The organism is Erysipelothrix anatis (assembly GCF_009828745.1).
GTDB classification, from domain to species: domain Bacteria; phylum Bacillota_I; class Bacilli_A; order Erysipelotrichales; family Erysipelotrichaceae; genus Erysipelothrix; species Erysipelothrix anatis.
On record NZ_WTSX01000004.1, the window covers coordinates 56345 to 79945 of the forward strand.

38 protein-coding genes are annotated in these 23601 nt (G+C 38.5%); all 38 read right to left on the reverse strand.

Translation table 11 applies throughout. The features are described 5' to 3' along the window. Positions 1 to 30 precede the first annotated feature (30 nt). Positions 31 to 849, reverse strand: coding sequence for a Cof-type HAD-IIB family hydrolase (locus GVV19_RS03960; RefSeq protein WP_159645738.1), 819 nt, complete (start codon positions 847 to 849; stop codon positions 31 to 33). 54 nt (positions 850 to 903) lie between these two features. Then, the gene (locus tag GVV19_RS03965; protein WP_159645741.1) at positions 904 to 1770 is read right to left on the reverse strand and encodes an N-acetylglucosamine kinase; all 867 of its coding nucleotides are present in this window, start codon (positions 1768 to 1770) and stop codon (positions 904 to 906) included. Further along, positions 1767 to 2855, reverse strand: coding sequence for a DUF871 domain-containing protein (locus GVV19_RS03970; protein WP_159645744.1), 1089 nt, complete (start codon positions 2853 to 2855; stop codon positions 1767 to 1769). The genes GVV19_RS03965 and GVV19_RS03970 overlap by 4 nt, the downstream gene beginning before the upstream one ends. Positions 2856 to 2946: 91 nt before the next feature. Beyond that, positions 2947 to 3261 (reverse strand): hypothetical protein, encoded by a 315-nt coding sequence (locus GVV19_RS03975; protein WP_159635248.1) that lies wholly within the window; start codon positions 3259 to 3261, stop codon positions 2947 to 2949. Positions 3262 to 3325: 64 nt separating this feature from the next. Further along, positions 3326 to 4606 (reverse strand): PTS sugar transporter subunit IIC, encoded by a 1281-nt coding sequence (locus tag GVV19_RS03980; RefSeq protein WP_159645747.1) that lies wholly within the window; start codon positions 4604 to 4606, stop codon positions 3326 to 3328. Between the two features lie 196 nt (positions 4607 to 4802). Further along, positions 4803 to 5165, reverse strand: a complete 363-nt coding sequence (gene rplQ, locus GVV19_RS03985; RefSeq protein WP_159635254.1) for a 50S ribosomal protein L17 — start codon at positions 5163 to 5165, stop codon at positions 4803 to 4805. A gap of 11 nt (positions 5166 to 5176) precedes the next feature. Next, positions 5177 to 6136 (reverse strand): DNA-directed RNA polymerase subunit alpha, encoded by a 960-nt coding sequence (locus GVV19_RS03990; RefSeq protein WP_159635257.1) that lies wholly within the window; start codon positions 6134 to 6136, stop codon positions 5177 to 5179. A gap of 40 nt (positions 6137 to 6176) precedes the next feature. Beyond that, the gene (gene rpsK, locus GVV19_RS03995; RefSeq protein ID WP_159635260.1) at positions 6177 to 6566 is read right to left on the reverse strand and encodes a 30S ribosomal protein S11; all 390 of its coding nucleotides are present in this window, start codon (positions 6564 to 6566) and stop codon (positions 6177 to 6179) included. A 20-nt stretch (positions 6567 to 6586) separates the two neighbouring features. Beyond that, complete coding sequence (rpsM, locus tag GVV19_RS04000) at positions 6587 to 6952, reverse strand: 30S ribosomal protein S13 (protein ID WP_159635263.1); 366 nt, start codon at positions 6950 to 6952, stop codon at positions 6587 to 6589. Between the two features lie 15 nt (positions 6953 to 6967). Continuing rightward, positions 6968 to 7081: a 50S ribosomal protein L36 gene (gene rpmJ, locus GVV19_RS04005; protein ID WP_016357297.1), complete on the reverse strand. Its 114-nt coding sequence runs from the start codon at positions 7079 to 7081 to the stop codon at positions 6968 to 6970. Between the two features lie 21 nt (positions 7082 to 7102). After that, entirely contained in the window at positions 7103 to 7321 is a 219-nt protein-coding gene (infA, locus tag GVV19_RS04010) for a translation initiation factor IF-1 (RefSeq protein WP_003775226.1), read from the reverse strand. Beyond that, on the reverse strand, positions 7318 to 8088 hold the full coding sequence (gene map, locus GVV19_RS04015) for a type I methionyl aminopeptidase (protein ID WP_159635266.1): 771 nt from the start codon (positions 8086 to 8088) through the stop codon (positions 7318 to 7320). Before map ends, infA begins: the two co-directional genes overlap by 4 nt. After that, on the reverse strand, positions 8085 to 8735 hold the full coding sequence (locus GVV19_RS04020) for an adenylate kinase (RefSeq protein ID WP_159635269.1): 651 nt from the start codon (positions 8733 to 8735) through the stop codon (positions 8085 to 8087). The genes map and GVV19_RS04020 overlap by 4 nt, the downstream gene beginning before the upstream one ends. 8 nt (positions 8736 to 8743) lie before the next feature. After that, positions 8744 to 10036, reverse strand: a complete 1293-nt coding sequence (gene secY, locus GVV19_RS04025) for a preprotein translocase subunit SecY (protein ID WP_159635272.1) — start codon at positions 10034 to 10036, stop codon at positions 8744 to 8746. Then, positions 10036 to 10476, reverse strand: coding sequence for a 50S ribosomal protein L15 (gene rplO / locus GVV19_RS04030; protein ID WP_159635275.1), 441 nt, complete (start codon positions 10474 to 10476; stop codon positions 10036 to 10038). The genes secY and rplO overlap by 1 nt, the downstream gene beginning before the upstream one ends. A 13-nt stretch (positions 10477 to 10489) precedes the next feature. Next, a complete protein-coding gene (gene rpsE, locus GVV19_RS04035) occupies positions 10490 to 10996 on the reverse strand; it encodes a 30S ribosomal protein S5 (RefSeq protein ID WP_159635278.1) in 507 nt (168 codons plus the stop codon). Positions 10997 to 11010: 14 nt separating this feature from the next. Further along, positions 11011 to 11367, reverse strand: a complete 357-nt coding sequence (gene rplR / locus GVV19_RS04040; protein WP_159635281.1) for a 50S ribosomal protein L18 — start codon at positions 11365 to 11367, stop codon at positions 11011 to 11013. Positions 11368 to 11388: 21 nt separating this feature from the next. Further along, positions 11389 to 11934, reverse strand: a complete 546-nt coding sequence (gene rplF, locus GVV19_RS04045) for a 50S ribosomal protein L6 (protein ID WP_159635284.1) — start codon at positions 11932 to 11934, stop codon at positions 11389 to 11391. 15 nt (positions 11935 to 11949) lie between these two features. After that, positions 11950 to 12348 (reverse strand): 30S ribosomal protein S8, encoded by a 399-nt coding sequence (rpsH, locus tag GVV19_RS04050; RefSeq protein ID WP_159635287.1) that lies wholly within the window; start codon positions 12346 to 12348, stop codon positions 11950 to 11952. A 16-nt stretch (positions 12349 to 12364) separates the two neighbouring features. Continuing rightward, the gene (gene rpsN / locus GVV19_RS04055; RefSeq protein ID WP_159635290.1) at positions 12365 to 12634 is read right to left on the reverse strand and encodes a 30S ribosomal protein S14; all 270 of its coding nucleotides are present in this window, start codon (positions 12632 to 12634) and stop codon (positions 12365 to 12367) included. Further along, positions 12634 to 13179 carry a 50S ribosomal protein L5 gene (gene rplE / locus GVV19_RS04060; RefSeq protein WP_159641124.1) on the reverse strand — a complete coding sequence of 182 codons (546 nt, stop codon included), beginning with the start codon at positions 13177 to 13179 and terminating at the stop codon, positions 12634 to 12636. The genes rpsN and rplE overlap by 1 nt, the downstream gene beginning before the upstream one ends. Before the next feature lie 14 nt (positions 13180 to 13193). Beyond that, on the reverse strand, positions 13194 to 13502 hold the full coding sequence (gene rplX / locus GVV19_RS04065) for a 50S ribosomal protein L24 (RefSeq protein WP_159635296.1): 309 nt from the start codon (positions 13500 to 13502) through the stop codon (positions 13194 to 13196). 10 nt (positions 13503 to 13512) lie between these two features. After that, a complete protein-coding gene (gene rplN, locus GVV19_RS04070; protein ID WP_159635299.1) occupies positions 13513 to 13881 on the reverse strand; it encodes a 50S ribosomal protein L14 in 369 nt (122 codons plus the stop codon). A gap of 12 nt (positions 13882 to 13893) precedes the next feature. Further along, positions 13894 to 14154, reverse strand: coding sequence for a 30S ribosomal protein S17 (rpsQ, locus tag GVV19_RS04075; RefSeq protein ID WP_159635302.1), 261 nt, complete (start codon positions 14152 to 14154; stop codon positions 13894 to 13896). A 14-nt stretch (positions 14155 to 14168) separates the two neighbouring features. Further along, positions 14169 to 14372 (reverse strand): 50S ribosomal protein L29, encoded by a 204-nt coding sequence (gene rpmC / locus GVV19_RS04080; RefSeq protein ID WP_159635305.1) that lies wholly within the window; start codon positions 14370 to 14372, stop codon positions 14169 to 14171. Beyond that, positions 14369 to 14791 (reverse strand): 50S ribosomal protein L16, encoded by a 423-nt coding sequence (gene rplP / locus GVV19_RS04085; protein ID WP_159635308.1) that lies wholly within the window; start codon positions 14789 to 14791, stop codon positions 14369 to 14371. Before rplP ends, rpmC begins: the two co-directional genes overlap by 4 nt. 2 nt (positions 14792 to 14793) lie before the next feature. Beyond that, a complete protein-coding gene (gene rpsC, locus GVV19_RS04090; RefSeq protein ID WP_159635311.1) occupies positions 14794 to 15573 on the reverse strand; it encodes a 30S ribosomal protein S3 in 780 nt (259 codons plus the stop codon). Positions 15574 to 15586: 13 nt separating this feature from the next. Continuing rightward, positions 15587 to 15922, reverse strand: coding sequence for a 50S ribosomal protein L22 (gene rplV / locus GVV19_RS04095; RefSeq protein ID WP_159635314.1), 336 nt, complete (start codon positions 15920 to 15922; stop codon positions 15587 to 15589). Continuing rightward, positions 15922 to 16200 (reverse strand): 30S ribosomal protein S19, encoded by a 279-nt coding sequence (gene rpsS, locus GVV19_RS04100; RefSeq protein ID WP_159635317.1) that lies wholly within the window; start codon positions 16198 to 16200, stop codon positions 15922 to 15924. Before rpsS ends, rplV begins: the two co-directional genes overlap by 1 nt. 20 nt (positions 16201 to 16220) lie before the next feature. Further along, on the reverse strand, positions 16221 to 17057 hold the full coding sequence (rplB, locus tag GVV19_RS04105; protein ID WP_159635320.1) for a 50S ribosomal protein L2: 837 nt from the start codon (positions 17055 to 17057) through the stop codon (positions 16221 to 16223). 72 nt (positions 17058 to 17129) lie between these two features. Continuing rightward, positions 17130 to 17414 (reverse strand): 50S ribosomal protein L23, encoded by a 285-nt coding sequence (gene rplW / locus GVV19_RS04110; RefSeq protein WP_159635323.1) that lies wholly within the window; start codon positions 17412 to 17414, stop codon positions 17130 to 17132. Next, positions 17414 to 18043 carry a 50S ribosomal protein L4 gene (gene rplD, locus GVV19_RS04115; protein WP_159635326.1) on the reverse strand — a complete coding sequence of 210 codons (630 nt, stop codon included), beginning with the start codon at positions 18041 to 18043 and terminating at the stop codon, positions 17414 to 17416. Before rplD ends, rplW begins: the two co-directional genes overlap by 1 nt. Continuing rightward, positions 18036 to 18722, reverse strand: a complete 687-nt coding sequence (gene rplC, locus GVV19_RS04120; RefSeq protein WP_159635329.1) for a 50S ribosomal protein L3 — start codon at positions 18720 to 18722, stop codon at positions 18036 to 18038. Before rplC ends, rplD begins: the two co-directional genes overlap by 8 nt. Before the next feature lie 15 nt (positions 18723 to 18737). Continuing rightward, positions 18738 to 19049 carry a 30S ribosomal protein S10 gene (rpsJ, locus tag GVV19_RS04125; RefSeq protein WP_159635332.1) on the reverse strand — a complete coding sequence of 104 codons (312 nt, stop codon included), beginning with the start codon at positions 19047 to 19049 and terminating at the stop codon, positions 18738 to 18740. A gap of 252 nt (positions 19050 to 19301) precedes the next feature. Further along, on the reverse strand, positions 19302 to 20183 hold the full coding sequence (locus GVV19_RS04130; protein WP_159645750.1) for a sugar phosphate nucleotidyltransferase: 882 nt from the start codon (positions 20181 to 20183) through the stop codon (positions 19302 to 19304). Positions 20184 to 20185: 2 nt separating this feature from the next. Further along, a complete protein-coding gene (locus tag GVV19_RS04135) occupies positions 20186 to 21769 on the reverse strand; it encodes an ABC transporter permease subunit (RefSeq protein ID WP_159645753.1) in 1584 nt (527 codons plus the stop codon). After that, positions 21762 to 22475 carry an ABC transporter ATP-binding protein gene (locus GVV19_RS04140; RefSeq protein ID WP_236262321.1) on the reverse strand — a complete coding sequence of 238 codons (714 nt, stop codon included), beginning with the start codon at positions 22473 to 22475 and terminating at the stop codon, positions 21762 to 21764. Before GVV19_RS04140 ends, GVV19_RS04135 begins: the two co-directional genes overlap by 8 nt. A gap of 59 nt (positions 22476 to 22534) precedes the next feature. Then, positions 22535 to 23515 (reverse strand): extracellular solute-binding protein, encoded by a 981-nt coding sequence (locus GVV19_RS04145; protein ID WP_159645756.1) that lies wholly within the window; start codon positions 23513 to 23515, stop codon positions 22535 to 22537. Positions 23516 to 23601: the final 86 nt, after the last annotated feature.

Consider the following 23601-nt stretch of genomic DNA (forward strand, 5'->3'; position numbering starts at 1 on the left):
GAAAGTGAAGATATCACGAACTCTTTGTATCTAACTGTCTTCTGATATGACATATTTATAGATTGCATGTGCGAATCCCTGCTCCGTATTTTTTTCTGTTTGAAATTGAGCAGCATCACGAACCGCTTGGTGTGCATTTCCCATCGCAACGGAAATGCCTGCAATTTTTAACATCGCGATATCATTTGAGTCATCACCTATTGCGAATACATCATCCATGCTCAGACCTAGGTGTTCGCATAGGATTTGGAGCGAGCGTCCTTTGTTTGCTCCTTCTTGTGTTATTTCATAATAACGATTAGCGGACATTGGATAAGATATGCATTTGAGCGGCTCTAATTCTGATAAGACCCGTTCCAATTTTCGGTGTGACAATGTAAATATTTGAATTTTTTCGACTTCGTAATTATTGTCCTTGATGAAGGATGATAAATCACGAACTGTTGGATGTGATTTGAAGTCGTTATGAAAAAGTATTCTACGCCCCATTTTTTGTAACCAAGATTGATCATAACATTCACCATTAATATGTAACGATGTCCACACACGATAAGGTTTTACAATTTCCACAATTCTGATTGCAAGTTCAGTGGACATTAAATCCGAATCAATATCTTCCATTGTACGCAAATTTGTAATCCGAGCACCGTTTGAACTTATCGCATAATCGCAAATATTTAAATCACGAATCGGTTTCGGAATCCCATCCAAAGAGCGTCCAGTAGTGGGCACAAGAATGTAACCTCGCTTTGAAAGATCAATCAGGGCATTCAATGTTGATTGATCTACTTTTCGATAGTTATTGATGGTTGTACCATCGATGTCAAACGCAATAATTTTTGGTTTCATTGAGTACCTCGTATACTACTAACTATATAAAAAAACTTGCCTTATGACAAGTTTTTACTGGAATAATAAATACGCTGCATATTCCACTGGATGATCACTGGTAACAACTTCAAAATCAGAGGATAAGTTCTTCACAACTGCATTGTAGACGTGTTTATTGTTTAATAAAACGCCGCCGCCGAATGCAATTTTTGTTTTACCATTTAATTCGAAGTTATTTGCGAGATCGGCAAGTTCTTGGCCTGCACGTTCGTAAACATTATCCGCATGAACACTTTGAACATTTCCTGCAATCTTACTGAATTGAGCAACCCATGTTCTATAATCACTTTGATGATTGTTTGCGATGCTGATGAGGTCATACGCTTCCGTCAATTCAAAATGATGCATAATTGCTGTATATAAATCCGTTCGTGGTAAACGTCCATCAGCTTCTTTTGTAAATACTTCAAGGATGCGCTTACCAATCCAGAAAGCACTTCCTTCATCAGCCAATAGATATCCGAACCCTCCGCGACGGTCATAGTTACAATCCTGTTTGCGGAATGCAATTGAACCGGTTCCCGAAATCAGATATACACCATCATTCATGGATAGTGCAGATGCCATCGCAAATTTTGCATCGTTCATGATAACTGCTTTAGGGAATACACCCCATATTGCATCTTCAATTCCTTTACGTACTTGCTGATCCTCTCCATAACCAGCAGTACCAATGGCTACACCCATCGATTCAAAATCATAACCACGTTGCTCAAACTCGAGACGAACTTCTCCAAGTACCTTTTTAATACCATCAAAGCCCACACGCATAAAGTGGATACTATCGCGATCGATTCGGTCAATGTTTACACCTTTATCATCAAAGATGAGGAAACGCGTATGCGTTCCCCCTGCATCAATACCGAGGTATTGTTTCATAGTGTAAACTCGAATTTTTGCCATGGTTTAATCTTGTCGAGTAAGAATACTTCTTCTTCAACAACATGACCGACAACATTTGAACGACCTGTATTAACCATATCACGTTTCGCAATATTCAATTCACCTGCATAGTGTCCAAAATTATCACTCTCGATTACGATGTCTCCACGTTTAATCATCTCAGGAGCATTGAAGACTGGGAAGCCTTGCCCTTTGTATTTAACACGTGACATTGTTGAACGGAGTAGATAGTCATTGACATCCCCACGGTTGAAATGTGGTTCTTCAAGGACGATTTTTTTCATGAGCTCAGGAATATCATCAACAAGTTTAACTTGTAAGTTTAATTTTGTAAGGTTTACTTTTTTTACTTCCGCCATTTCAGCATCTGAAGGAACAAAGTTCGAAATAATAATGTCATCTAAAACATTACGTGCAACATAGTCTTTCATTTGGACGTGAAGTGGTAAATTACGATGTGACTCGAGTGTCACCAAACCGTAATCTACAGGCCATGGTCCGTAAGCTTCAGGACTTTGACTTGCAACGAATGCAGCCGTACGTAAGCCATATTTTGTAAAACGTTTTGTTGTGTTTACAAATTGTTCCTCATTCAATCCTGAGTATGGGTGTGGATAGAAGTTATGGCATGCAATCAAGTTATATTGATTTGGTTGATAATCCATAATTGTATCGATGTAATGCGTATCGTTACTCATATTGATTTCAATTTTGAGATCGAACTCATTGAATGTCATCATTGATTCTTGATGGCCACCAAATCCTGCATCAAGACGAACGCCATCAGCACCAATTTCATGGAAGAATGTTAAATCATCATAGCTAATTCCTAAGTCAGCGAAAACTTTAGGACTAACGTCAACAATGATTTCAAAACCATGATCACGTGCAAAATTATTGATTTCAATAAATTCTGCTTTGATTTCTTCTTGTGGCTTTTCGACAGAAAGTAAGCATGAAAAGATACGTGAGAACCCTGCATCTGCTGCTTTAACAATATAGTCTTTCATTTCTTCAACTGTTGATTTATCTGGATAAATCGATATTCCTAATTTTCTCATATAAACTCCTTTTATTTGTACCTACAACCTTAGTTTAACCAAACATTATAATGTTGTCAAATCTACAGACTTGCTACATTCCTGCGGTTGACTAGATTGGGTAAATATTGAATATCCAATAGTAGGATATAAACATTGATAGTATTGCAATAAGTCCAAAAACAATCCAAAATCCTTTTTGCATTCCTTTGTTGGAATCAACAAAATACAAGCAGTATGCGATCACACCACCTGAAGTAACTCCAATTACGATAACGCGAAGAAAGTTTAGTTGCAATCCGAATGCATCGAGCAACAAGGGAAACCCTAATGTTGATGCTAAGATTCCAAACATCACTATAAATGAACTTTTGAATGAAAAACGTGTTATGGAACTTGTCTTCTTTTCTGCTTTTCTTCTTGCCATATTGACTCCTTCTAATTAAAAGGTCTTGCTCAATGCAAGACCTTTTAAGCATTTATTGTATTTATTATTTACCTTGTTCTTCAGCAACCAATGAGTTGTCATAGATTTTGTAGAATGGTAAGTACATTAGAGTAGCAATGATAATTAGAACGATGCTAAGTACGGCTGCTCTCCAATCAAATCCTGTAGCCATGTAAGCACCGATTGGTCCAGGCAATGTCCATGGCGCAATTTGTGTTACTTGGTTTACGAATCCCCATTTTGTTGCAAACCATGCAATTGTACCAAGTACAAGTGGTGTTACGACAAATGGAATCATTAAGACAGGGTTCATAACAACAGGTGTACCGAACATTAATGGTTCGTTGATGTTGAATAAAGCAGGAACGAATACTGTTTTACCTAATGATTTTGAGAATGCTGATTTACCAACAATAAGCATTGATAATGCAAGTCCGATTGTTGCTCCTGATCCACCGATGTAGATGAACCATTGGAAGAAAGGCTCAGCAGCAATAGCTGGTAATGCTTGCCCTGCTTCTAAAGCGATTTGGTTGTTTTCTAATAATACAACCCAGATTGGACGTGCGATGTTTCCGACGATTGATGCACCGTGGATACCAAATACCCAGAAGAATGAGTTCAAGAATGTTTGAATCATTACTGAAGCGTAGCTGTCAGCTGCTGAGATAAGTGGTGATACTAATTGAGCAATAAATGTATGCCAGTTAAAGCCTAACCAGTAAGTAATTGATCCGAAAAGGATTAATACGATTGTTGTTGGGAATAAAGCTTCAAATGAACGTGCAACTGATGGGGGCACTTGTTCTGGCATTGAAATTTTAATTCCTGAACGGTCTGTAAATCTGAAGATTTCAACTGCTAACATTGATGTAAGGATTGCTACGAACATTCCTCCACCACCAAGGTTTGCCATTGGTAATACCCAGCCAGCGATTCCAGCATTTAAAGTTGCAGGAACGTTTACAGGTGTGAAAGTTAGTAAGAATGCAAGTGTACCTAAGATACCACCTGACAATCCGTCTAAGTCATATGACTCAGCTAAGCTGAAGCCAATACCAAATGTTGCATATAATGCCATGATTCCCATTGATAAACGGTAAGGCAATACGATGTTTGCAGCATTTTCTTTCAAGAAAATTTGAATTCCCCAGTCTGCAGGGAAAGGTAAGTTTCCTCCAATAATTAAGAAGAACGAACCGACGATGATGATTGGCAATGTAGCAACCATTCCGTCACGAATTGCTCGCAAATGTCTCTGGTTTGCAAGTTTCGTCATTGGACCACCAAGTTTTTGGTCCATGAAATTTGTTAAAGCTTCCATATTCTCTCCTCTCGATACATGCATGTATCAACAGTATTAGTTTACTCATTTATGTAAGCGATGTCAACGATATTTCACTCATTCACACATTCGGATGAAATATTATTACCCCTAAGCCATTTCTTGTCATTTTTAATCGAAAATAATCAACTCGAGTAAAGAAAAAGCTATCCGAAGATAGCTTTTGAATCGAATATTAAACGAATTCGATGATTGCCATTGGAGCAGCATCACCACGACGCATTTCAGTTTTGATTACGCGTGTGTATCCACCTTGACGATCAGCATATTTTGGTCCGATTTCATCAAAGAGTTTTTGTAAAGCTGTTTGGCCTGTTTTCTCGTCAGCTACAACGTTAAATACGATACGAGCTGCTTGACGACGTGCGTGAAGATCACCACGTTTTGCAAGTGTTACGAGTTTGTCAGCTACTGAACGAAGTTCTTTAGCTTTCATTTCTGTTGTTTCAATACGTCCTGAGACGATTAAACTTGTTGAAAGGTTACGAAGTAACGCTTTACGATGAGCGGCGTCACGACCTAATTTACGGTTTCTCATTCTATATCCTCCTATTCAAATGATTTAAAGCCTAGTCCAAGATCATGGAGTTTGTCTTTAACTTCTTTTAATGACTTTTTACCCAGGTTACGGATACGCATCATTTCATCCTCTGATTTGAGTGTTAACTCTTCAACAGTTTGGATTCCTGCACGTTTGAGGCAGTTATATGAACGTACTGATAGATCGAGATCTTCGATCATCATTGTGGACATAGGATTTTCAACACCTGATACATCAGGGCGAATTACTGACTCACTTTCGTAAACTGAATCTTTGATTGCTACGATTTGTTCCAAGTGATCCATTAAGATTTTTGAACCTAATGATAGTGCAACTTGAGGTTGTACTGCTCCATTTGTCCAAATTTCCATAATTAAACGATCATACTTTGAATCTTGACCAACGCGTGTTGGCTCGACAAGATATTTAACTCTTTCGATTGGAGTATAAATAGAATCTGTGAAAATCGTGCCAATCCCTTGGGATGCGTTTTGATAGATTAGTTTGTTCTCATCGGAACTAACATAACCACGACCATTACGAGCTTTCAGTTCCATTTCTAAAACAGCACCTTCAGCTAATGTAGCGATAATGTGATCTTTATTCAAGATTTCCACATTTGTTGGGCATTCAATGTCAGCTGCGGTTACAACCTTTGGACCTTTTTGTGATATACGAAGTGTATATACTTCATCATCTGCAATATTAATTACAAGGTCTTTTACATTTAAAACAATACCAGTTACATCTTCTCCGACTCCAGCAATTGATGTGAACTCATGGTAAACACCTTCAATTTTAATTGAATAAACTGCTGCGCCTGGTAGTGATGAAAGAAGTACGCGTCTTAAGGCATTTCCGATTGTATTTCCGAACCCTCTTTCGAGAGGCTCGATTACAAACTTACCGTAATTTGCTGTTTCATCGAATTCTTTAACTTCAAATTTCGCACGTTCAAACTTGTTCATCTATGAATACCTCCTGGTTTTTTTTACTAGTTTAAAAATTTTATCCACGTGGACGTTTTGGTGGACGGCATCCGTTATGTGGAACTGGAGTAACGTCGTTAATTACGCTAATCTCAAGACCAGCAACTTGTAATGCACGAACTGCTGACTCACGTCCAGGACCAGGTCCTTTAACACTTACTTCTACAGTTTTCATTCCATGATCAACTGCCGCTCTTGCTGCTGCTTCTGAAGCCATTTGAGCTGCATATGGTGTTGACTTACGTGAACCCTTAAATCCAAGAGCCCCAGCACTTGACCAAGCGAGAACATTTCCTTGTTCATCCGAAATTGTAACGATTGTGTTGTTAAATGTCGAATGGATATGTGCAACTCCGCGAGCTATATTCTTGCGGACACGGCGTTTACGTGTAACTTTTTGCTTTGCCATTATGATTTCCTCCTACTTAATTATTTTTTCTTGTTCGCAACTGTACGACGAGGTCCTTTACGTGTACGTGCATTTGTTTTTGTACGTTGTCCACGAACTGGTAATCCACGACGGTGGCGGATTCCACGGAAGCTTCCGATTTCCATGAGACGTTTGATGTTAAGGTTTACTTCACGACGAAGATCCCCTTCAACTTTGATTTGTTCTACTTCACGACGAATTGCGTTAACTTGATCTTCAGTTAGATCTTTAACACGGATGTTCTCATCAATGTTTGTTTTCGCTAAGATTTCTTGTGATGTTGGTAAACCAACTCCGTAGATATATGTTAATGAGACAACTACACGTTTGTTACGTGGAATGTCAATTCCTGCTATACGAGCCATTAATATGACGTCCTCCTATCCTTGTCTTTGTTTGTGTTTTGGATTTTCACAAATTATCATTACTCTACCATTGCGTCGAATAACTCTACATTTTTCACACATTGGTTTTACAGATGGTCTTACTTTCATAGTATATCCTCCTAAAACTATCTATTTATGTCTAAATGTAATGCGCCCACGTGATAAATCGTAAGGCGAAATCTCAACAGTCACGCGGTCTCCCGGTAAAATGCGAATGTAGTGCATACGGATTTTACCAGATACGTGAGCTAAAATTTCATGACCATTACTGAGTTCCACCTTAAACATTGCACCTGGCAATGTATCAAGTACTACTCCATCTACTTCAATTACGTTTTCTTTGCTCATGAGTGTTTATATGCCTCCTTTGTTCGAGTGAGAATTTCAAATTCATTCTCTAGAATTAGTACAGTATGTTCAAAATGAGCTGTCAACGATCGATCTGCGGAAACCACATTCCAACCATCTTCAAGTACTTCTGTTTTACTTGTACCAACTTGAACCATTGGTTCAATAGCGATAACCATATTTTTTCTAAGTAATGCACCTTTTCCAGGTACCCCTACATTAGGGACATAAGGAGCTTCATGCATTGATGTTCCTAAGCCATGTCCTGAATATTCAACAGGTAAACCATAACCATGTGGTGTAACAACGCTCATAACTGCATGACCGATATCACCAACACGATTTCCCGCAATTGCAGCTTCAATGCCTGCAAAAAGAGATGCTTCCGAAACTTCCAATAGATGTTTGGCTTCATCACTAATTTGTCCGACTGGATATGTCCACGCATGATCACTATAGTATCCTTTGTAAACAGCTCCAACGTCAATCGTAATGATATCTCCATCTTTGAGAATTACATCCGAACTAGGGATTCCATGAACTAATACTTCGTTCACTGAAGCACATATGGATCCGGTAAATCCTTCGTAACCAAGAAACGCTGGTGTTGCACCCTGACTTATTATATACGCGTGTGCCAAATCGTCAAGATGTTTTGTCGAAACGCCTGGCTTAATAGCCTGACGAACAACCTCTTGTGCTTCGAAAGCGATACGACCTGCCTCACGCATTAAGTCTAATTCACGTTCAGACTTGGTTGTAATCATTTAACCGCCTCCAAAATGTTTCTAATTTCATTCATAACTGCTTCCGCATTTTGAGATGCGTCAATGTCACGAACTAAGCCTTTTTCTCTAAAATACTCGATTGAAGGCTCTGTTTGTTTTGTATATTCTTCAAAGCGTACTGCTAGTTTCTCTTCTGTATCATCTGATCGTTGATACAGTTCTCCACCATCAATGTCGCATACATTTTCGACTTTAGATGGTTTGTAGTGAATATTGTATATTGCACCACATGTTTTGCAGAGACGACGTCCTGTAATTCGTTTTACAAGTGTATCGTAATTAACTTGTAGATTGATAACGAGATCGATTGGTTTTCCAATTTCACGAGCCATTTCTTCTACAGCGTTTGCTTGATGTAAGTTACGTGGATAACCATCTAAGAGATATCCATTTACTGTATCATCTTGCATAATACGCTCTTTAACCATACGATCAGTAACATCATCAGGTACTAAGTTACCATTATCCAAGTAAGTTTTTGCCTCTAAACCTACAGGTGTTCCGTTCGCAATTGCAGAACGGAACATATCACCTGTAGAGATATGAGCAATGCCAAACTCTTCAACGATTTTCGCTGACATTGTTCCTTTACCGCTACCAGCAGGACCCATAATTAATAAATTCATAGTTCCTCCTATCGGCTGAATAAACCTTTATATGAACGTTCAGTTAAACGTCCTTTTAATTCTTTAACAGTTTCAAGTGCTACCCCAACAACGATGATGATACCAGTTCCACCAATAGCTGTTGATGCAGGAATTCTGCCATCAGTAATCATTGGTAAGATATGTGGTAATACAGCGATAAATGTTAAGAATAATGCACCTAGCACAGTAATTCGATTTAATATTGTACTAATGTAATTCTTAGTATCTTTCCCTGGGCGAACCCCTGGAATGTAAGAATTATTTTTCGCAAAGTCTTCTGAAATTTTCTCAGGATCAACTTGCAAGTGAGTGTAGAAGAATGTGAATGCGATTGTAAGTACAGCATAGATTGCAAGACCCACTGGGTGTGATGTTACAAAGTATGTTGACAAGAATTGATATACACTTCCTTGATTTACCCAACTTAATGCGATAATCGGTGCTTGCATGATTGCTCCTGCAAAGATAACCGGGATAACACTCGCTGAGTTAATCATTAATGGTAAGTGATTCATTCCTTTTCCACGCATCGTTCCGCCAGCACTCGAAGTGTATTGGATCGATATTTTACGAACGGCACCGCTCATAAAAGTTACCAAGATGATAATTGCAATAAATGATATAACGTAAAGTGTAAACCATAACCATCCTAAGCTTCCGCCATTTGTAACCATTGCGTTAAACGCACTGACAAATGAATTTGGCATTGCAGATACAATACCAGCAAAGATAATTAATGAAGTACCATTACCAACACCTTTGGTAGTGATTTGATCAGCTATCCAAAGTAAGAACATAGTTCCCGCTGTCATGACTGTTCCCATGAAGAAATAGTCAGCAGGAGTTGTACTCAATAAGATTCCATATTGAGAATTAAATACGTATAAAATACCAATTGCTTGCACATATGCCAATACCACACCTAAATAACGCGTAATACGATCAAGTTGTTGTTTTCCACTTTGACCGGATTTTGTTAATTCAGTGAGGTAAGGTATAACGTCCATTGCTAATAATTGAACGATAATTGATGCTGTGATGTATGGTCCCACTCCAAGCGAGAAAATTGATAACGACTGAAGCAGTCCACCACCAAGAATATTCATCATTCCAACTAAGTTGTTAGACTCTAATGCAGATACCATCCCTGAAAGCTTAACGCTATCAACGTTAGGAACAGGTACAACTGTTCCTAAACGATAAAGTAATAGCATCGCAAGTGTGAAAATGATTCTTATTCTGATTTCTTTGTTTTTGAATAAATCAGTGATAAATCTCATTAGATCACCTCTGCTTTTCCACCCATTTTTTCGATAATTTCAACTGCTGATTTTGAGAATACATTAGCTTTAACAACTAATTTTTTCTCTAATTCACCTTGGCCTAAGATTTTTACGCCGTCAAGTGTTTTGTTGATAATACGTTTTTCTAATAACATTTCAATTGTAACTTCTGTACCATCTTCAAATACGTTTAATGATGATACGTTAACAATTGCGTGCTCTACACGGTTAACGTTTTTAAATCCACGTTTTGGAATACGTTTGAATAATGGTGTTTGTCCACCTTCGAACCCTAAAGCAACTCCACCGCCACTACGTGCGTTTTGTCCTTTGTGTCCTTTACCCGCTGTTTTTCCATTTCCTGATCCGTGTCCACGACCGATACGTTTACGATCTTGGCGTGCACCTTCATTGTATTTTAATTCATGTAGTTTCATAAAGGTCCCCTTCCTATCGTACGTCTTGGACTTTAATTTCGCGTAATTTCGCTACTTCGTCTACAGTTGTCATTGATTCTAAAGCATCAAATGTTGCACGAACCATGTTGATTGGTGTGCGTGACCCGATACATTTTGTAAGAACGTCAGTAACTCCTGCTAACTCCATAACGTCACGGATTGCTCCACCAGCGATAACACCAGTACCTTCGATAGCTGGACGTACAAAGACTTCTCCTGCTCCGAATTTACCTGTGTTTGTATGTGGTAAACTTCCGTTTACAAGTTTAACATTGATTAAGTTTTTCTTAGCTGCTTCAACACCCTTACGGATTGCATCTGGAACTTCGTTTGCTTTACCTGTTCCAAATCCTACGCGGCCTTTTTTATCACCAACTACGACTAGAGCTGCAAAGCGGAAACGACGACCACCTTTAACAACCTTAGTAACACGATTGATGACAACAACACGTTCTTCGAATTCTTGTTCGCGTGCTTCTCTTCTAGGTTTACGATTCATCATGCGCCTCCTTATTAAAATTCTAGTCCGGCTTCACGAGCTGCTTCTGCAACTGCCTGAACACGTCCATGATAGATGTATCCACCACGGTCAAATACTACAGTAGTAATGCCTTTGTCTTTAGCGAGTTTTGCAACTTCTGCACCGACTTTTTTAGCTGCTTCGATGTTTCCACCGTTTTCAAGTTTAAGAGCTACTGATCCTGTAGCAACAAGAGTTGTCTTAGCTACATCGTCAATAATTTGTACCGCAATGTGTGTATTTGAACGATACACGCTAAGACGTGGGCGTTCTTGCGTTCCACTGACTTTACGACGAACGCGTGCATGACGACGAACACGTTCCTGATTTCTAGATAATTTTTTTGCCATAATTCAATTTCTCCTTTCCCACTATTTCTTAGCTGCAGTTTTACCCTCTTTACGACGGATAACTTCATTTTTGTATTTAATACCTTTACCGAGGTAAGGTTCTGGTTTACGAGTTGCGCGAACGTTTGCTGCGAATTCTCCTACCATTTGTTTGTCAATTCCACTAACAACGATTGATGTTGCTGATGGTACTTCAACTTCTAGTCCTTCTGTTACATCGAACTCGATTGGATGTGAGTATCCAACATTCAAGACTAATGTATTCCCTGACTTAGATGCACGATACCCGATACCAACAAGGTCAAGTTCTTTTTTAAAGCCTTCGTGAACACCTTCGATCATGTTGTTTAACAATGAACGTGTAGTTCCGTGAATCTGTTTTACTAATTTTGTATCATTCGGACGAATAACGTTGATTTCGCCTTCAGCGATTTCGATTGTGTAAAGTTCATTGAACTGACGTGTTAAAGTTCCTTTAGGACCTTTAACTGTCACCTCATTACCAGCCTTTACTTCGACTTCAACGCCAGCCGGAATGGTAATCGTTTTATTTCCGATACGTGACATAGTGTGTCTCCTCTCTTACCAAACGTAAGCTAACACTTCTCCACCAACATGTTTTTGGCGAGCTTGTTTATCTGTTAGCAATCCGTCTGATGTTGTGATGATTGCGATTCCGAGTCCATTAAGAACACGTGGCACTTCATTCACTTTTGCATAAACGCGTTTTCCAGGTTTTGAGATACGTTTTAATCCGCTGATTACTCGTTCTCCATTTGCACCATATTTTAGTACAACTGTGATTGATTGTTTGTATCCCTCACCATTGATGAGGAAGTCACGAATAAAACCTTCTTCTTTTAAAATTCTTACGATTTCTACTTTTTCTTTACTTGCAGGAATTTCAACAATATCGTGTTTCGCTTGAACAGCGTTACGAATACGTGTTAATAAATCCGCAATTGGATCTGTTACATACATGAAAAGTTCCTCCTTGCTACCAGCTAGCCTTACGTACGCCCGGAATTTGCCCTTTATGAGCTAATTCACGGAAACGAATACGTGACATACCATATTTACGTAAATATCCACGAGGACGGCCATCGACTTTATCGCGATTATGTAAACGAACTGGTGAAGCATCACGTGGTAATTTTTGTAACCCGATGTAATCACCTTCAGCTTTTAATGCTGCACGTTTTTCGGCATAGCGAGCAACAACTTCTTGACGTTGCATTTCACGAGCAATCTTTGATTTTTTAGCCATTAGTTACCCTCCTTCTTAAAAGGCATTCCTAACTCTTTTAATAGAGCGTATCCTTCTTCATCTGTTTGAGCTGTGGTGACAATAGTGATATCCATACCACGAACTTTATTAATTTTATCATAATCAATTTCTGGGAAGATTAATTGTTCTTTAACACCCATTGTGTAGTTTCCACGTCCATCGAATGATCCACCGTTAATTCCACGGAAGTCACGTACACGAGGAAGTGCAACTTTGATTAATTTTTCTAAGAAATCATGCATTTTTTCGCCACGTAAAGTAACTTTAACACCGATTGGCATTCCTTCACGTAACTTAAAGTTAGCGATTGATTTTTTAGCTTTTGTAACTACAGGTTTTTGTCCTGTAATCATTTCCAAGTCAGCAACTGCATCGTCGATTGCTTTCGCATTGTTGATAGCTTCTCCGACACCCATGTTGACAACGATTTTTTCAAGTTTTGGAACTTGCATTACTGAAGTATAGTTAAATTGTTTAACTAAAGTTCCAACTACTTCTGTTTTGTATTGTTCTTTTAATTTCATCTAGCTATACCTCCTTATTTAACTACGCTGCCTGATTTTTTGTAGACGCGTACTTTCTTACCTTTTTCTTCTTTGAATCCTACACGGCTAGCTGCTTTAGCTTTAGCATCGTATAGCATTACGTTTGAAACATGAATCCATGCTTCTTGTTCAATGATTCCACCATCTGGATTCATTTGAGTTGGTTTCATATGTTTCTTAACTAAGTTAACACCTTCGATTTTGACTTTGTCAGTTTTAGGACTTGCTTCAATGACATCGCCGATGGTTCCTTTATATGATCCAGTGATAACTTGAACTTTATCGCCACGTTTGATTTTCATAAAAGCCTCCTTATAACACTTCAGGAGCTAATGAGACGATCTTCATGAAGTTTTTTTCACGAAGCTCACGAGCTACTGGTCCAAAGATACGTGTTCCTTTTGGTGTCATATCATCTTTTAAGATAACAACTGCGTTGTCATCAAATTTAATGTATGAACCATTTCCACGACGAACACCGTATTTTGTGCGCACGACAACTGCTTTAACAACGTCACCTTTTTTAACACTTCCACCTGGGATTGCTTCTTTAACTGTACCAACAACGATATCACCGATGTTTGATGTACGGCGGAAGCTTCCACCTAGTGAACGGATAACTAAGATTTCTTTTGCACCAGTGTTGTCTGCAACTTTACATCTTGATTCATTTTGTATCATCTTGACAACCTCCTACAATACAACAGCTTTTTCGAGTAAACGAATTACGCGGAAATGTTTTGTAGCTGATAATGGACGTGTTTCCATAATTTCTACGATATCTCCGACTTTAATTTCATTTTTCTCGTCATGAGCTTTGAATTTTTTTGAATAGTTTACACGTTTTCCATAGAGTGGATGACGTTTTGATGTTTTAACTTCAACGACTACCGTTTTGTCCATTGCATCAGATACAACAGTACCACGGTAAACTTTACGTTTATTTCTTTCCATCGCTTTGTGACCTCCTACTTATTGTCACTAAGCTGACGCTCAGTGATTACTGTTTTGATGCGTGCAATCGTTTTACGGATTTCACGTAAACGAGCAGGGTTCTCAAGTTGACCAATAGCTTGTTGGAAACGTAAGTCAAATAATTCTTCTTTTAATGTATCGATTTGAACTAATAAATCTGTATTATTAGCTTCACGGATTTCTTTCAATGATGTCATACTTGTTCCTCCTCTCCCTTACGGACGAATCGAGTTTTAACTGCTAACTTGTGTGATGCAAGACGGAACGCTTCACGCGCAACTTCTTCTGGTACACCAGCAACTTCGAACATTACTCGACCTGGTTTAACTACTGCTACCCATCCTTCAGGTGCCCCTTTACCGGAACCCATTCGGACTTCAAGTGGTTTTCTTGTAATTGCTAAGTGAGGGAAAATTTTGATCCAAACTTTTCCGCCACGTTTCATATAACGTGTCATTGCAATACGAGCAGCTTCGATTTGTCTGTTGCTTACGTAGTTTCCTGATTCAGCAACTAAACCATATTCTCCAAAAGCAACTGTACGTCCTGCTTTTGAACGTCCTTCGTATGAAAGACGGTGTGGTTTTCTATATTTAGTACGTTTAGGCATCAACATAACTAATTACCTCCTTGCTCGTCTTTTGATGCTGCTTGAGCATCGTTGCGTTGTGGACGGTTATTTGGACGACGGTCGTTACGGTCATTGCGACGACGACGTGGTCGATCAAATTTTCCACCTTTTGGTGCTTCTGGTTCTTGTACTAATTGTCCTGGCAATACTTCACCACGGCAGATCCAAACTTTAACACCTAAGATACCGAATTGTGTATTTGCTTCATAGTGAGCATAGTCGATATCAGCACGTAATGTATGAAGTGGTACGATTCCTTCTGAGTATCCCTCAGTACGAGCCATATCAGCTCCACCTAAACGTCCGGAAACAGCAGTTTTAATTCCTTTTGCTCCTGAACGCATTGTACGTTGGATTGTACGTTTTTGTGCAGTTCTGAATGAAGCACGTTGTTCTAATTGCTCAGCAATGTTACGAGCAACAAGATGTGCATCTAAATCAGGGTTTCCAACTTCTAATACTTTAACATTTACTGTGTTTCCTTCTGAAATCTTAGCGATTGCAGCTTTTGTTTTTTCAATGTTTGCTCCGTTAACACCGATTACAACACCTGGGCGGGCTGTACGGATGATAACATCAACGCGGTTTTTTGAACGTTCGATTTCTACGCGTGAAACGTATGCATCTTTAAGATTTTTAAAGATGTATTCACGGATAAGTGTGTCTTCGTGGAGAAGGTCTGCGAAATTATTTTCTGCATACCAACGTGATTCCCAATCACGAATAACACCAACGCGCATACCGATCGGATTTACTTTTTGTCCCATTGTGTTTCCTCCCTTACACGCGTTCCGAAACCACGATAGTAATGTGGCTTGTACGCTTCATAATTGGCGCTGCATTCCCCTTGGCACGAGGTCTGAAACGTTTCATTGTCATTCCTTCGTCAGCATAGCATGCTGAGATGAATAATTTTTCTTCTTCTAATTGATGATTGTTTGTAGCGTTAGCAACTGCTGACTTTAAAACTTTCTCAATGATTTTTGATGCGTTATTTGGTGAGTATTTTAGAATTGCTGCTGCATGATCAACATCAAGGCCGCGAATTTCGTCTAATACTAAACGCGCTTTACGTGATGTAACACGTACTGTTTTTGCTACTGCTTTAACTTCCATTATTTACGACCCGCCTTTTTATCTGCTGCGTGACCTGTATAACGACGTGTTGGAACAAATTCACCTAATTTGTGTCCTACCATGTCTTCTGATACAAACACTGGAACGTGTTCTTTACCATTGTGCACCGCAAACGTATGTTCTACGAATTGAGGGAAAATAGTTGAACGACGTGACCATGTTTTGATAACTTCTTTTTTACCTGATTCATTTAGTTTTTCTACTTTATTCATCAAGTGTAAATCACAAAATGGACCTTTTTTTAAACTACGACTCATTTCTCTTTCCTTCCTTTCGTTTATTTCTCATTACGACGACGAACGATTAGTTTTGTCGAAGATTTCTTAGTGCGACGAGTTTTAACACCCATAGCTTTTTTACCCCATGGAGTCATTGGTGATTTACGTCCAATTGGTGTACGTCCTTCACCACCACCGTGAGGGTGATCAACTGGGTTCATTACAGAACCACGAACTGTTGGGCGAATACCCATGTGACGGCTACGTCCAGCTTTACCAATGTTTACAAGTGAGTGCTCTGAGTTACCAACTTCACCGATTGTTGCACGGCATGTTGATAAAATCTTACGTACTTCACCTGAAGCAAGTTGAACTGTAACATATTTGTCTTCAACACCAAGAACTTGTGCTGATGTTCCAGCTGAACGCACTAATTGTGCTCCACGTCCTGGTTTTAATTCGATATTGTGAACTGTAGTACCTTCTGGCATTTGTCCAAGTTCTTTAGCGTTACCAACAATGATGTCAGCTTCTGATCCACTAACAACTTTGTCACCAACTTTTAGCCCTTTAGGAGCTAAGATATAACGTTTTTCACCATCAGCATAATTTAATAAAGCAATGTTTGCTGAACGGTTTGGATCGTATTCGATTGTTGCAACAGTTGCAGGAATTGCATCTTTGTTACGTTTGAAATCGATAATACGGTACTGACGTTTGTGTCCTCCACCAATATGACGAGTTGTGATACGACCTAAGTTGTTACGACCACCAGTCTTGATTAATGGAGCTACTAATGAACGCTCAGGGTTGTTTCCTTTAGTTAATGTTTCATTAGCTAAAGTAGTCATCCCACGACGTCCAGGAGTAGTTGGCTTATATTTTTTGATTGCCATTTTAATAATTCCTCCTACGCAAATTGTCCGGAAATAGCGTTATTCTTCCGATAAGTGTTATTGTTCTTCTTATTAAAGAACGTCGATGTTAGAACCTTCAGCAAGTTTAACAATAGCTTTACGTACTGATTTTGTAGTTCCTTCATATTTACCTACGCGTTTTGTGCGAGGTTTTTGGTTGATCATATTTACTGATTCAACTTTTACATTGAAGATTTCTTCAATTGCTTGACGAACTTCAATTTTGTTTGAGCCTTTAGCAACTTCAAATGTAACTTTGTTATCATTTTGTTGCATCATTACTGTTTTTTCAGTGATGATTGGGCGCAAGATAATATCTCTAGGGTTACGTTTCATTATGCTAGTACCTCTCCAGCTACTTCCGCAGCTTTTGCTGTGAATACTAAAGTATCAGCGTTAACGATGTCATATGTGTTCAAGTCTTGAACAGTTAATAACATTGTGTTTGGTAAGTTACGCATTGATAAGTAAGCGTTAATTACATCTTCTTCGTCTGCGACGATGAATAATGTTTTACGGTTAAGTTCTAATGTGCTCATAACTTTTGCAAATTCTTTTGTTTTCACGTTTTCGAATGTTAAGTCAGCAACAACTTTCATTGTTGAATCAATAACGTGTTGTGATAATGCTGAACGAACAGCTAAACGACGAACCTTACGGTTGAGGTTGTATTTGTAACTTCTTGGTTTAGGTCCAAATACAATTCCACCACCACGCCATTGAGGAGAACGGATTGACCCTTGACGAGCACGTCCTGTTCCTTTTTGACGCCATGGTTTACGTCCACCACCGCGAACTTCTGTACGGTTTTTTGTTGAATGAGTTCCTTGACGAACTGATGCACGTTGCATGACAACAGCTTCAAAGATTGTTTGGTTATTTGGTTCAATTCCAAATACTGCTTCGCTTAATTCAATTGCGCTAACAGTTTTACCTTCTAAGTTTAGAACATCTAGCTTAGGCATTGTTTGAATCCTCCTTAGCGTAGTCAACTAGTTCAACTGGATCTTTTGATTTCACGCGTTTTACTGTTGATTTAATTTCAACAAATCCACGACGTGGTCCAGGAATGTTTCCTTTAATTAAGATGTAGTTGTTTTCTTCATCAATTTTGACAATTTCAAGGTGTTGGTTTGTTGTAGTAAATCCACCATGTTGTCCTGGCATTACTCCACCTTTTTTGATTGTTGGGATAATACCTTGTGATGCTAATGAACCGATTCCACGGTGGTATCCTGAACCGTGAGCTTTAGGTCCAGTTTTTTGGTTTCCACGGACGATTGCCCCGTTGTAACCTTTTCCACGTGATGTTCCTGAGACATCAACAAATTCCCCAGCAGCAAATACTCCTGCTGTTAATACTGCTCCTACCTCGTGTTCCATCATTTCTGATCCACGAATTTCGCGAACGAATTTCTTTGGAGCTGTGTTTGCTTTAGCAGCGTGAGCAATCTCAGATTTGTTTGCACGTTGTTCTTTCACATCGGCAACACCTAATTGAACTGCTTCATAGTTATCTGATTCCATTGTTTTCTTTTGAAGAACAACGTTTGGTAATACTTCAACTACGCTAACAGGAATTAGAGTTCCATCTGCTGTAAAGACTTGAGTCATTCCTAATTTACGTCCTAATAATCCTTTCATGATTTCTCCCTTCTACTAAAGTTTTATCTCGATATCGACACCACTTGGGAGATCAAGACGACTTAATGCGTCGATTGTCTCTGCTGTAGGTCCAACAATTTCAATCAATCTCTTATGAGTTCTTGATTCAAATTGTTCACGAGAATCCTTGTTTACGTGTACCGATCGTAAAACTGTTACGACTTGTTTTTCAGTTGGTAATGGTACTGGTCCAACTACTTTCTTTGCACCGTGATCGTTTGCTGCTTGAACAATTTTTTGTGCCGCACTATCAATTGTACGGTGTTCATAAGCTTTTAGACGAATACGAATAAAATTCTTTGCCATGGAAATCCTCCTTCTTCCGCCTATTAAATAGGCCTGCTCCATGCGAATTCCCCGACTTCTCACTGACCATGACAACGCTCTTCAGTGTGCCGGCAACCTCGCACTTCTATGCAGTCGCTTAAGTATTATACACTAAATACATATAGAATCAAGGGATTTTCTAATATTTATTCGACTTTTTTTACATTCGCAAAAATCAATCAAAATCCGCAGTGTTCAGCGGGTATTTTAAGAAAAAGGAGCTTGAATAAATCAAGCTCCTTTGTATCGTTCATCAATTTCGCATAGCTCAGCAAATGTATCAATTTCAACAACATCTTTGAGTGTAACTTTGCGCAAATATATTTTGTATTTTTCGCGATTATAACGTAACGCAACTTCATCCCAGTATAATTGCTTTCCACTTTCAGATTCGAAGGTATGTTTGAGATCTTCTGATAACGTTTTGGCATCATCTTGATCCCAGTAAGATATTCCTACCATCTGATTTGTATTCGTTCCAGTGATGCCAATGTCAACAATTAGGTCGCCTTCAGTTTCAAGGATCCAATCATCGCTTTCCGCCATAGGAATTCCCATATACATGCTTCTGTACTCGTACTTGCGAATTATTTTAGAATTATACAAGAGTAAATCCGATTCAAGTACAAGTGCATTATCCAATATATCACGAACCAAATACGCACTTGAAATATTATTAGCTTTATTATATCCATCATTATCAATGAAGCGAATTTGCGGATACTTAACACGTAATGCCTCAAAGGAATCTTTTAGATACCCCCGAACAATTACGATTTCTTCAATTCCCGCATCTATCACTGCATCAATAAGACGATCAATTAAACGATTGCCATTGACTTGGATTAACGGTTTCGGTGTACTCAACGTCACAGGCACCAACCTTGACCCAAATCCAGCAGCCAAGAAAATCGCACGTTTTACTCGGTATGGCTCAAGTGCCTCAATTCCTTTTTGAGTTATTTGCACCATCTCTTCATTCACAAGAAGTCCCATTGACAGTAATTCGTTGAAAGCGTTCTCCGAAAAATAGGGATTTTCTTTTACGGTCGCATACGCTACTGCACCATCGTGAACTGAACATAAAATTTCAAACTGATTCAAATCGATCATTTTTAGACCTCCGCTTCTTTTTCATGTTTCTTCACTAACGATACCACTACCTTCGCAATTACATTTACAAATAGAATTAAAATGGAAATAAATGCCGTTGATTCAATCATTGATTGAGAGTCTAGCTGAGGTATCAGAAGTGATAAAGGTTGGTTTCGCATATTCGCTAGGAATGAAACCGCAGAAATCGTAATCATAGCATTGATAAAGAAGTAGAGAAACATCTCCAAAACTGTTTCTTTTGTACTTGGGATATACACATCAAACAGTAGACGCATTTTTGATATACCCAAGGTATTAGCAGTGTCTTCCAAATTTTGATTAAACTTCTGTAGTGAATTATACGCCATTAAGTACGGTGATGCAAAGAAATGGATGATATTGACAAGAACAAGAATTGCTATCGTGCCATAGATAATGGAACCATTAAAGAGCATAACATAACTCAGACCTAAGACTACACCAGGTATAGCGAGTGTTGTTAGTGAAATAAAATGAATTGCTAGAGTGCTTAGTTTCTTATCACTTCGCGCAGTAATATATGCCGTCAAATAGGTTATGACAACTCCAATTAGTCCTGTGAACAACGCCACAGCCAATGAGTTTAACAAATACATTCCCACTCCTATATCAAATGCTTTTTCGATATTGACCAACGAGAACGTTAAATCAACAGGATATTTTGTTACCAGTGACAATATTAAGAAGCTTATCAGTGGTGTAACAACTACAATCCCCAAGACCGTGCAAAAGAGAATTGCAATGCGATCTCTTTTCTTGTTTTTTTCGACTATATATTCTTTCGTTATTGTGGAAGCACTCGTCGTTTTTTCACTCTTTAAATCAATAATAAAAGCAATAATAGCAGGTATTAGTAAGAATGCACCAATTACTGCCCCTTTTGAGAAATTTAAAAGGCCAATTACTTCACGATACATGTACGTCGACAATGTCATGGTTTTGCCGCCAACTGCTAGTGGAACACCATAATCTGTAAAAATCATCGTGAAGACTGCGAAGAAAGCTGCAATTAACGGAACTTTTAAATTCGGTAGTGTTATTGTTACAAACTGTTGTCGTTTTGAGAGACCTAGTACTGTCGCCGCTTCATAAACTGTATAGTCTTCATATTTGTAGATATCTGTGAGCATCAAAAATGCAACAGGAAATGAATAGAGAATGGATCCCAAGATGATTCCCGGATATCCATATAGCCCAATATTAATACCAAGTAAATTAGTAATAATACCATTATCACCTAGCAGTAACACGAGTCCAGTACCGTGTGATATAGATGGAATCAACATCGGTAGCGTAAACAATACCGCAAATGCACTCTTATATTTAATATTGGTTCGATTAATCGCCCATGCACAGCATAATGCGATTAAAACAGATAGAATTGTAGCAATTGATGCTGTTATCAAAGAATTCATCATGTACTTTGGAAATTGCTCACTACCAACGACCGCTGTAATATCTGTTAACGATACACTACTCACAAGTTTGAGTACTGGTAATATGACGGCAATAACTAAGACGACGCCAATAACAATTATTGACGTTCTCATCGATCGTTTATTCATAGGTTGATTTACCTGTCGTTCGTTTCAAAGACTCCAACTTAGCATCCAAGTGATCTACAACAAAACGTTTAATGTATGGATTTGCTGGGTTATTATAGATTGCTTGCGGTGAATCAAGTTGTTCAATTTTCCCTTCAGACATGACCATTACGCGGTCTGATAGAAAAAAGGCTTCTTCTTGTTCATGTGTAATAAAAATCATGGTTACATTAAATGTCTTTTGAATTTGTTTTAATTCTTTTTTCATAATTTCTCGATTTGATACATCTAGAGCGGATATTGGTTCGTCGAGAAGTAAAATCGAAGGGTTAAGCGCAAGGGTACGTGCAATCGCAACCCGTTGTTGTTGCCCTCCTGACAGTTTTCGTGGCTTTTTATCAATCTGATCAAGCATACCTATCATTTCCAGTGTCTTAAGTGCAATTTCTTTAGACTTTTCTTTGGTTTCCTTGTTCAATTTCAATGCGTACTCAACATTTTCTAAAACCGTCATATTTGGGAATAGTGCATAGTTTTGAAATACAATTCCCATATTTCTTTCAGATGGGTGTTGTTTCGAGATATCGATACCTTCATTCAATATAGCACCACTATTTGCGTGTTCCAATCCCATTAAAATACGAACTAGTGTTGTTTTTCCGCACCCAGATGGTCCAAGAATACTCAAAAATTCTCCCTCATAGACATCGAAGTTTATATCGTTCAATACGACTTTTCCCTCATATTCTTTATGTAGATTCGTCACCTTTAGTTTAATTTTATTATCTAATATTTCCATTGTTCTAATAACCGGTCCTTTTCATCGATGCTATGAATTCCTTCCATATTCGCATATGGAATATGCTCAGGGTACTTCTCAATTTTATTTACTTGATCTTTATAGACTTGCTCTGGTGAGTACAAGTCTTTATCAATTAAAAATGCTTCATTAATGATATAAGTATAAACGTGCACAACATCCGGATCATTCTCACGTCCTTTTAACATAGAAGTAGCAGAAGTGTTGTAAGGCGACCCCAGCTCTGGAAAAACTAATTCAAACGGCATCCCTTTATTGATTTCATTTACTGCTTGGAACGTCATCCCCATTGCTATCGCAATTTCTCCTTGATTAAGAAGTTTTATTGGGCCTGAACCAGACTCCGTAAATTGCTTAATGTTAGGATGAAGTGCATCAAAGTAGTCTAACGCTCCCTCTACTCCAAACTCGTTCACTAAACTTTTGTAGAAGAAGTATCCGGTACCACTAGATTTAGGGTCAGGCATTGCAATCTTATCTTTATAGATCGGATCAAGAAGATCTTGATAGGTCTTTGGTAGTGGAAGATCATATTTTTCCAATACATCTGTATTAATAATTAAGCTTCCTCCATAACGTTCCCAAATAACTGCTTGGTTATCAAAAATGCTTGGATTAAACTCGTCAATATAGTTTATTTCACTTAAATGACTCATCGGTGCCATTATATCGATTACCCGCGTCATGTAGCCAGTCTCTAACCCCACGATGATATCAGCATCCGTTTTCTCGCCTTCCACAGATAGTTTTGCTGCACTTTTACCTGTAGATGCGTATACAACCTTAACATGAAGGTCCGGAAATTCTTCATTAAGTTGTTCCTGGAGCGCTTCTCCTCGAAATTGTTCCATACTGGAATAAATAATAATTGTTGAGCTGTTTTGTTGTGACACAGCCCACAAACATATAAGGGCGAGCACTGTAACCGCAATAAAGAACTTTTTCATAAAATACCTCACTATCGTTTATTATACACTATTAATACTGTGTTGTGTTCAATTTGAGGCAATTTATCACTGTATTGAACACAGTG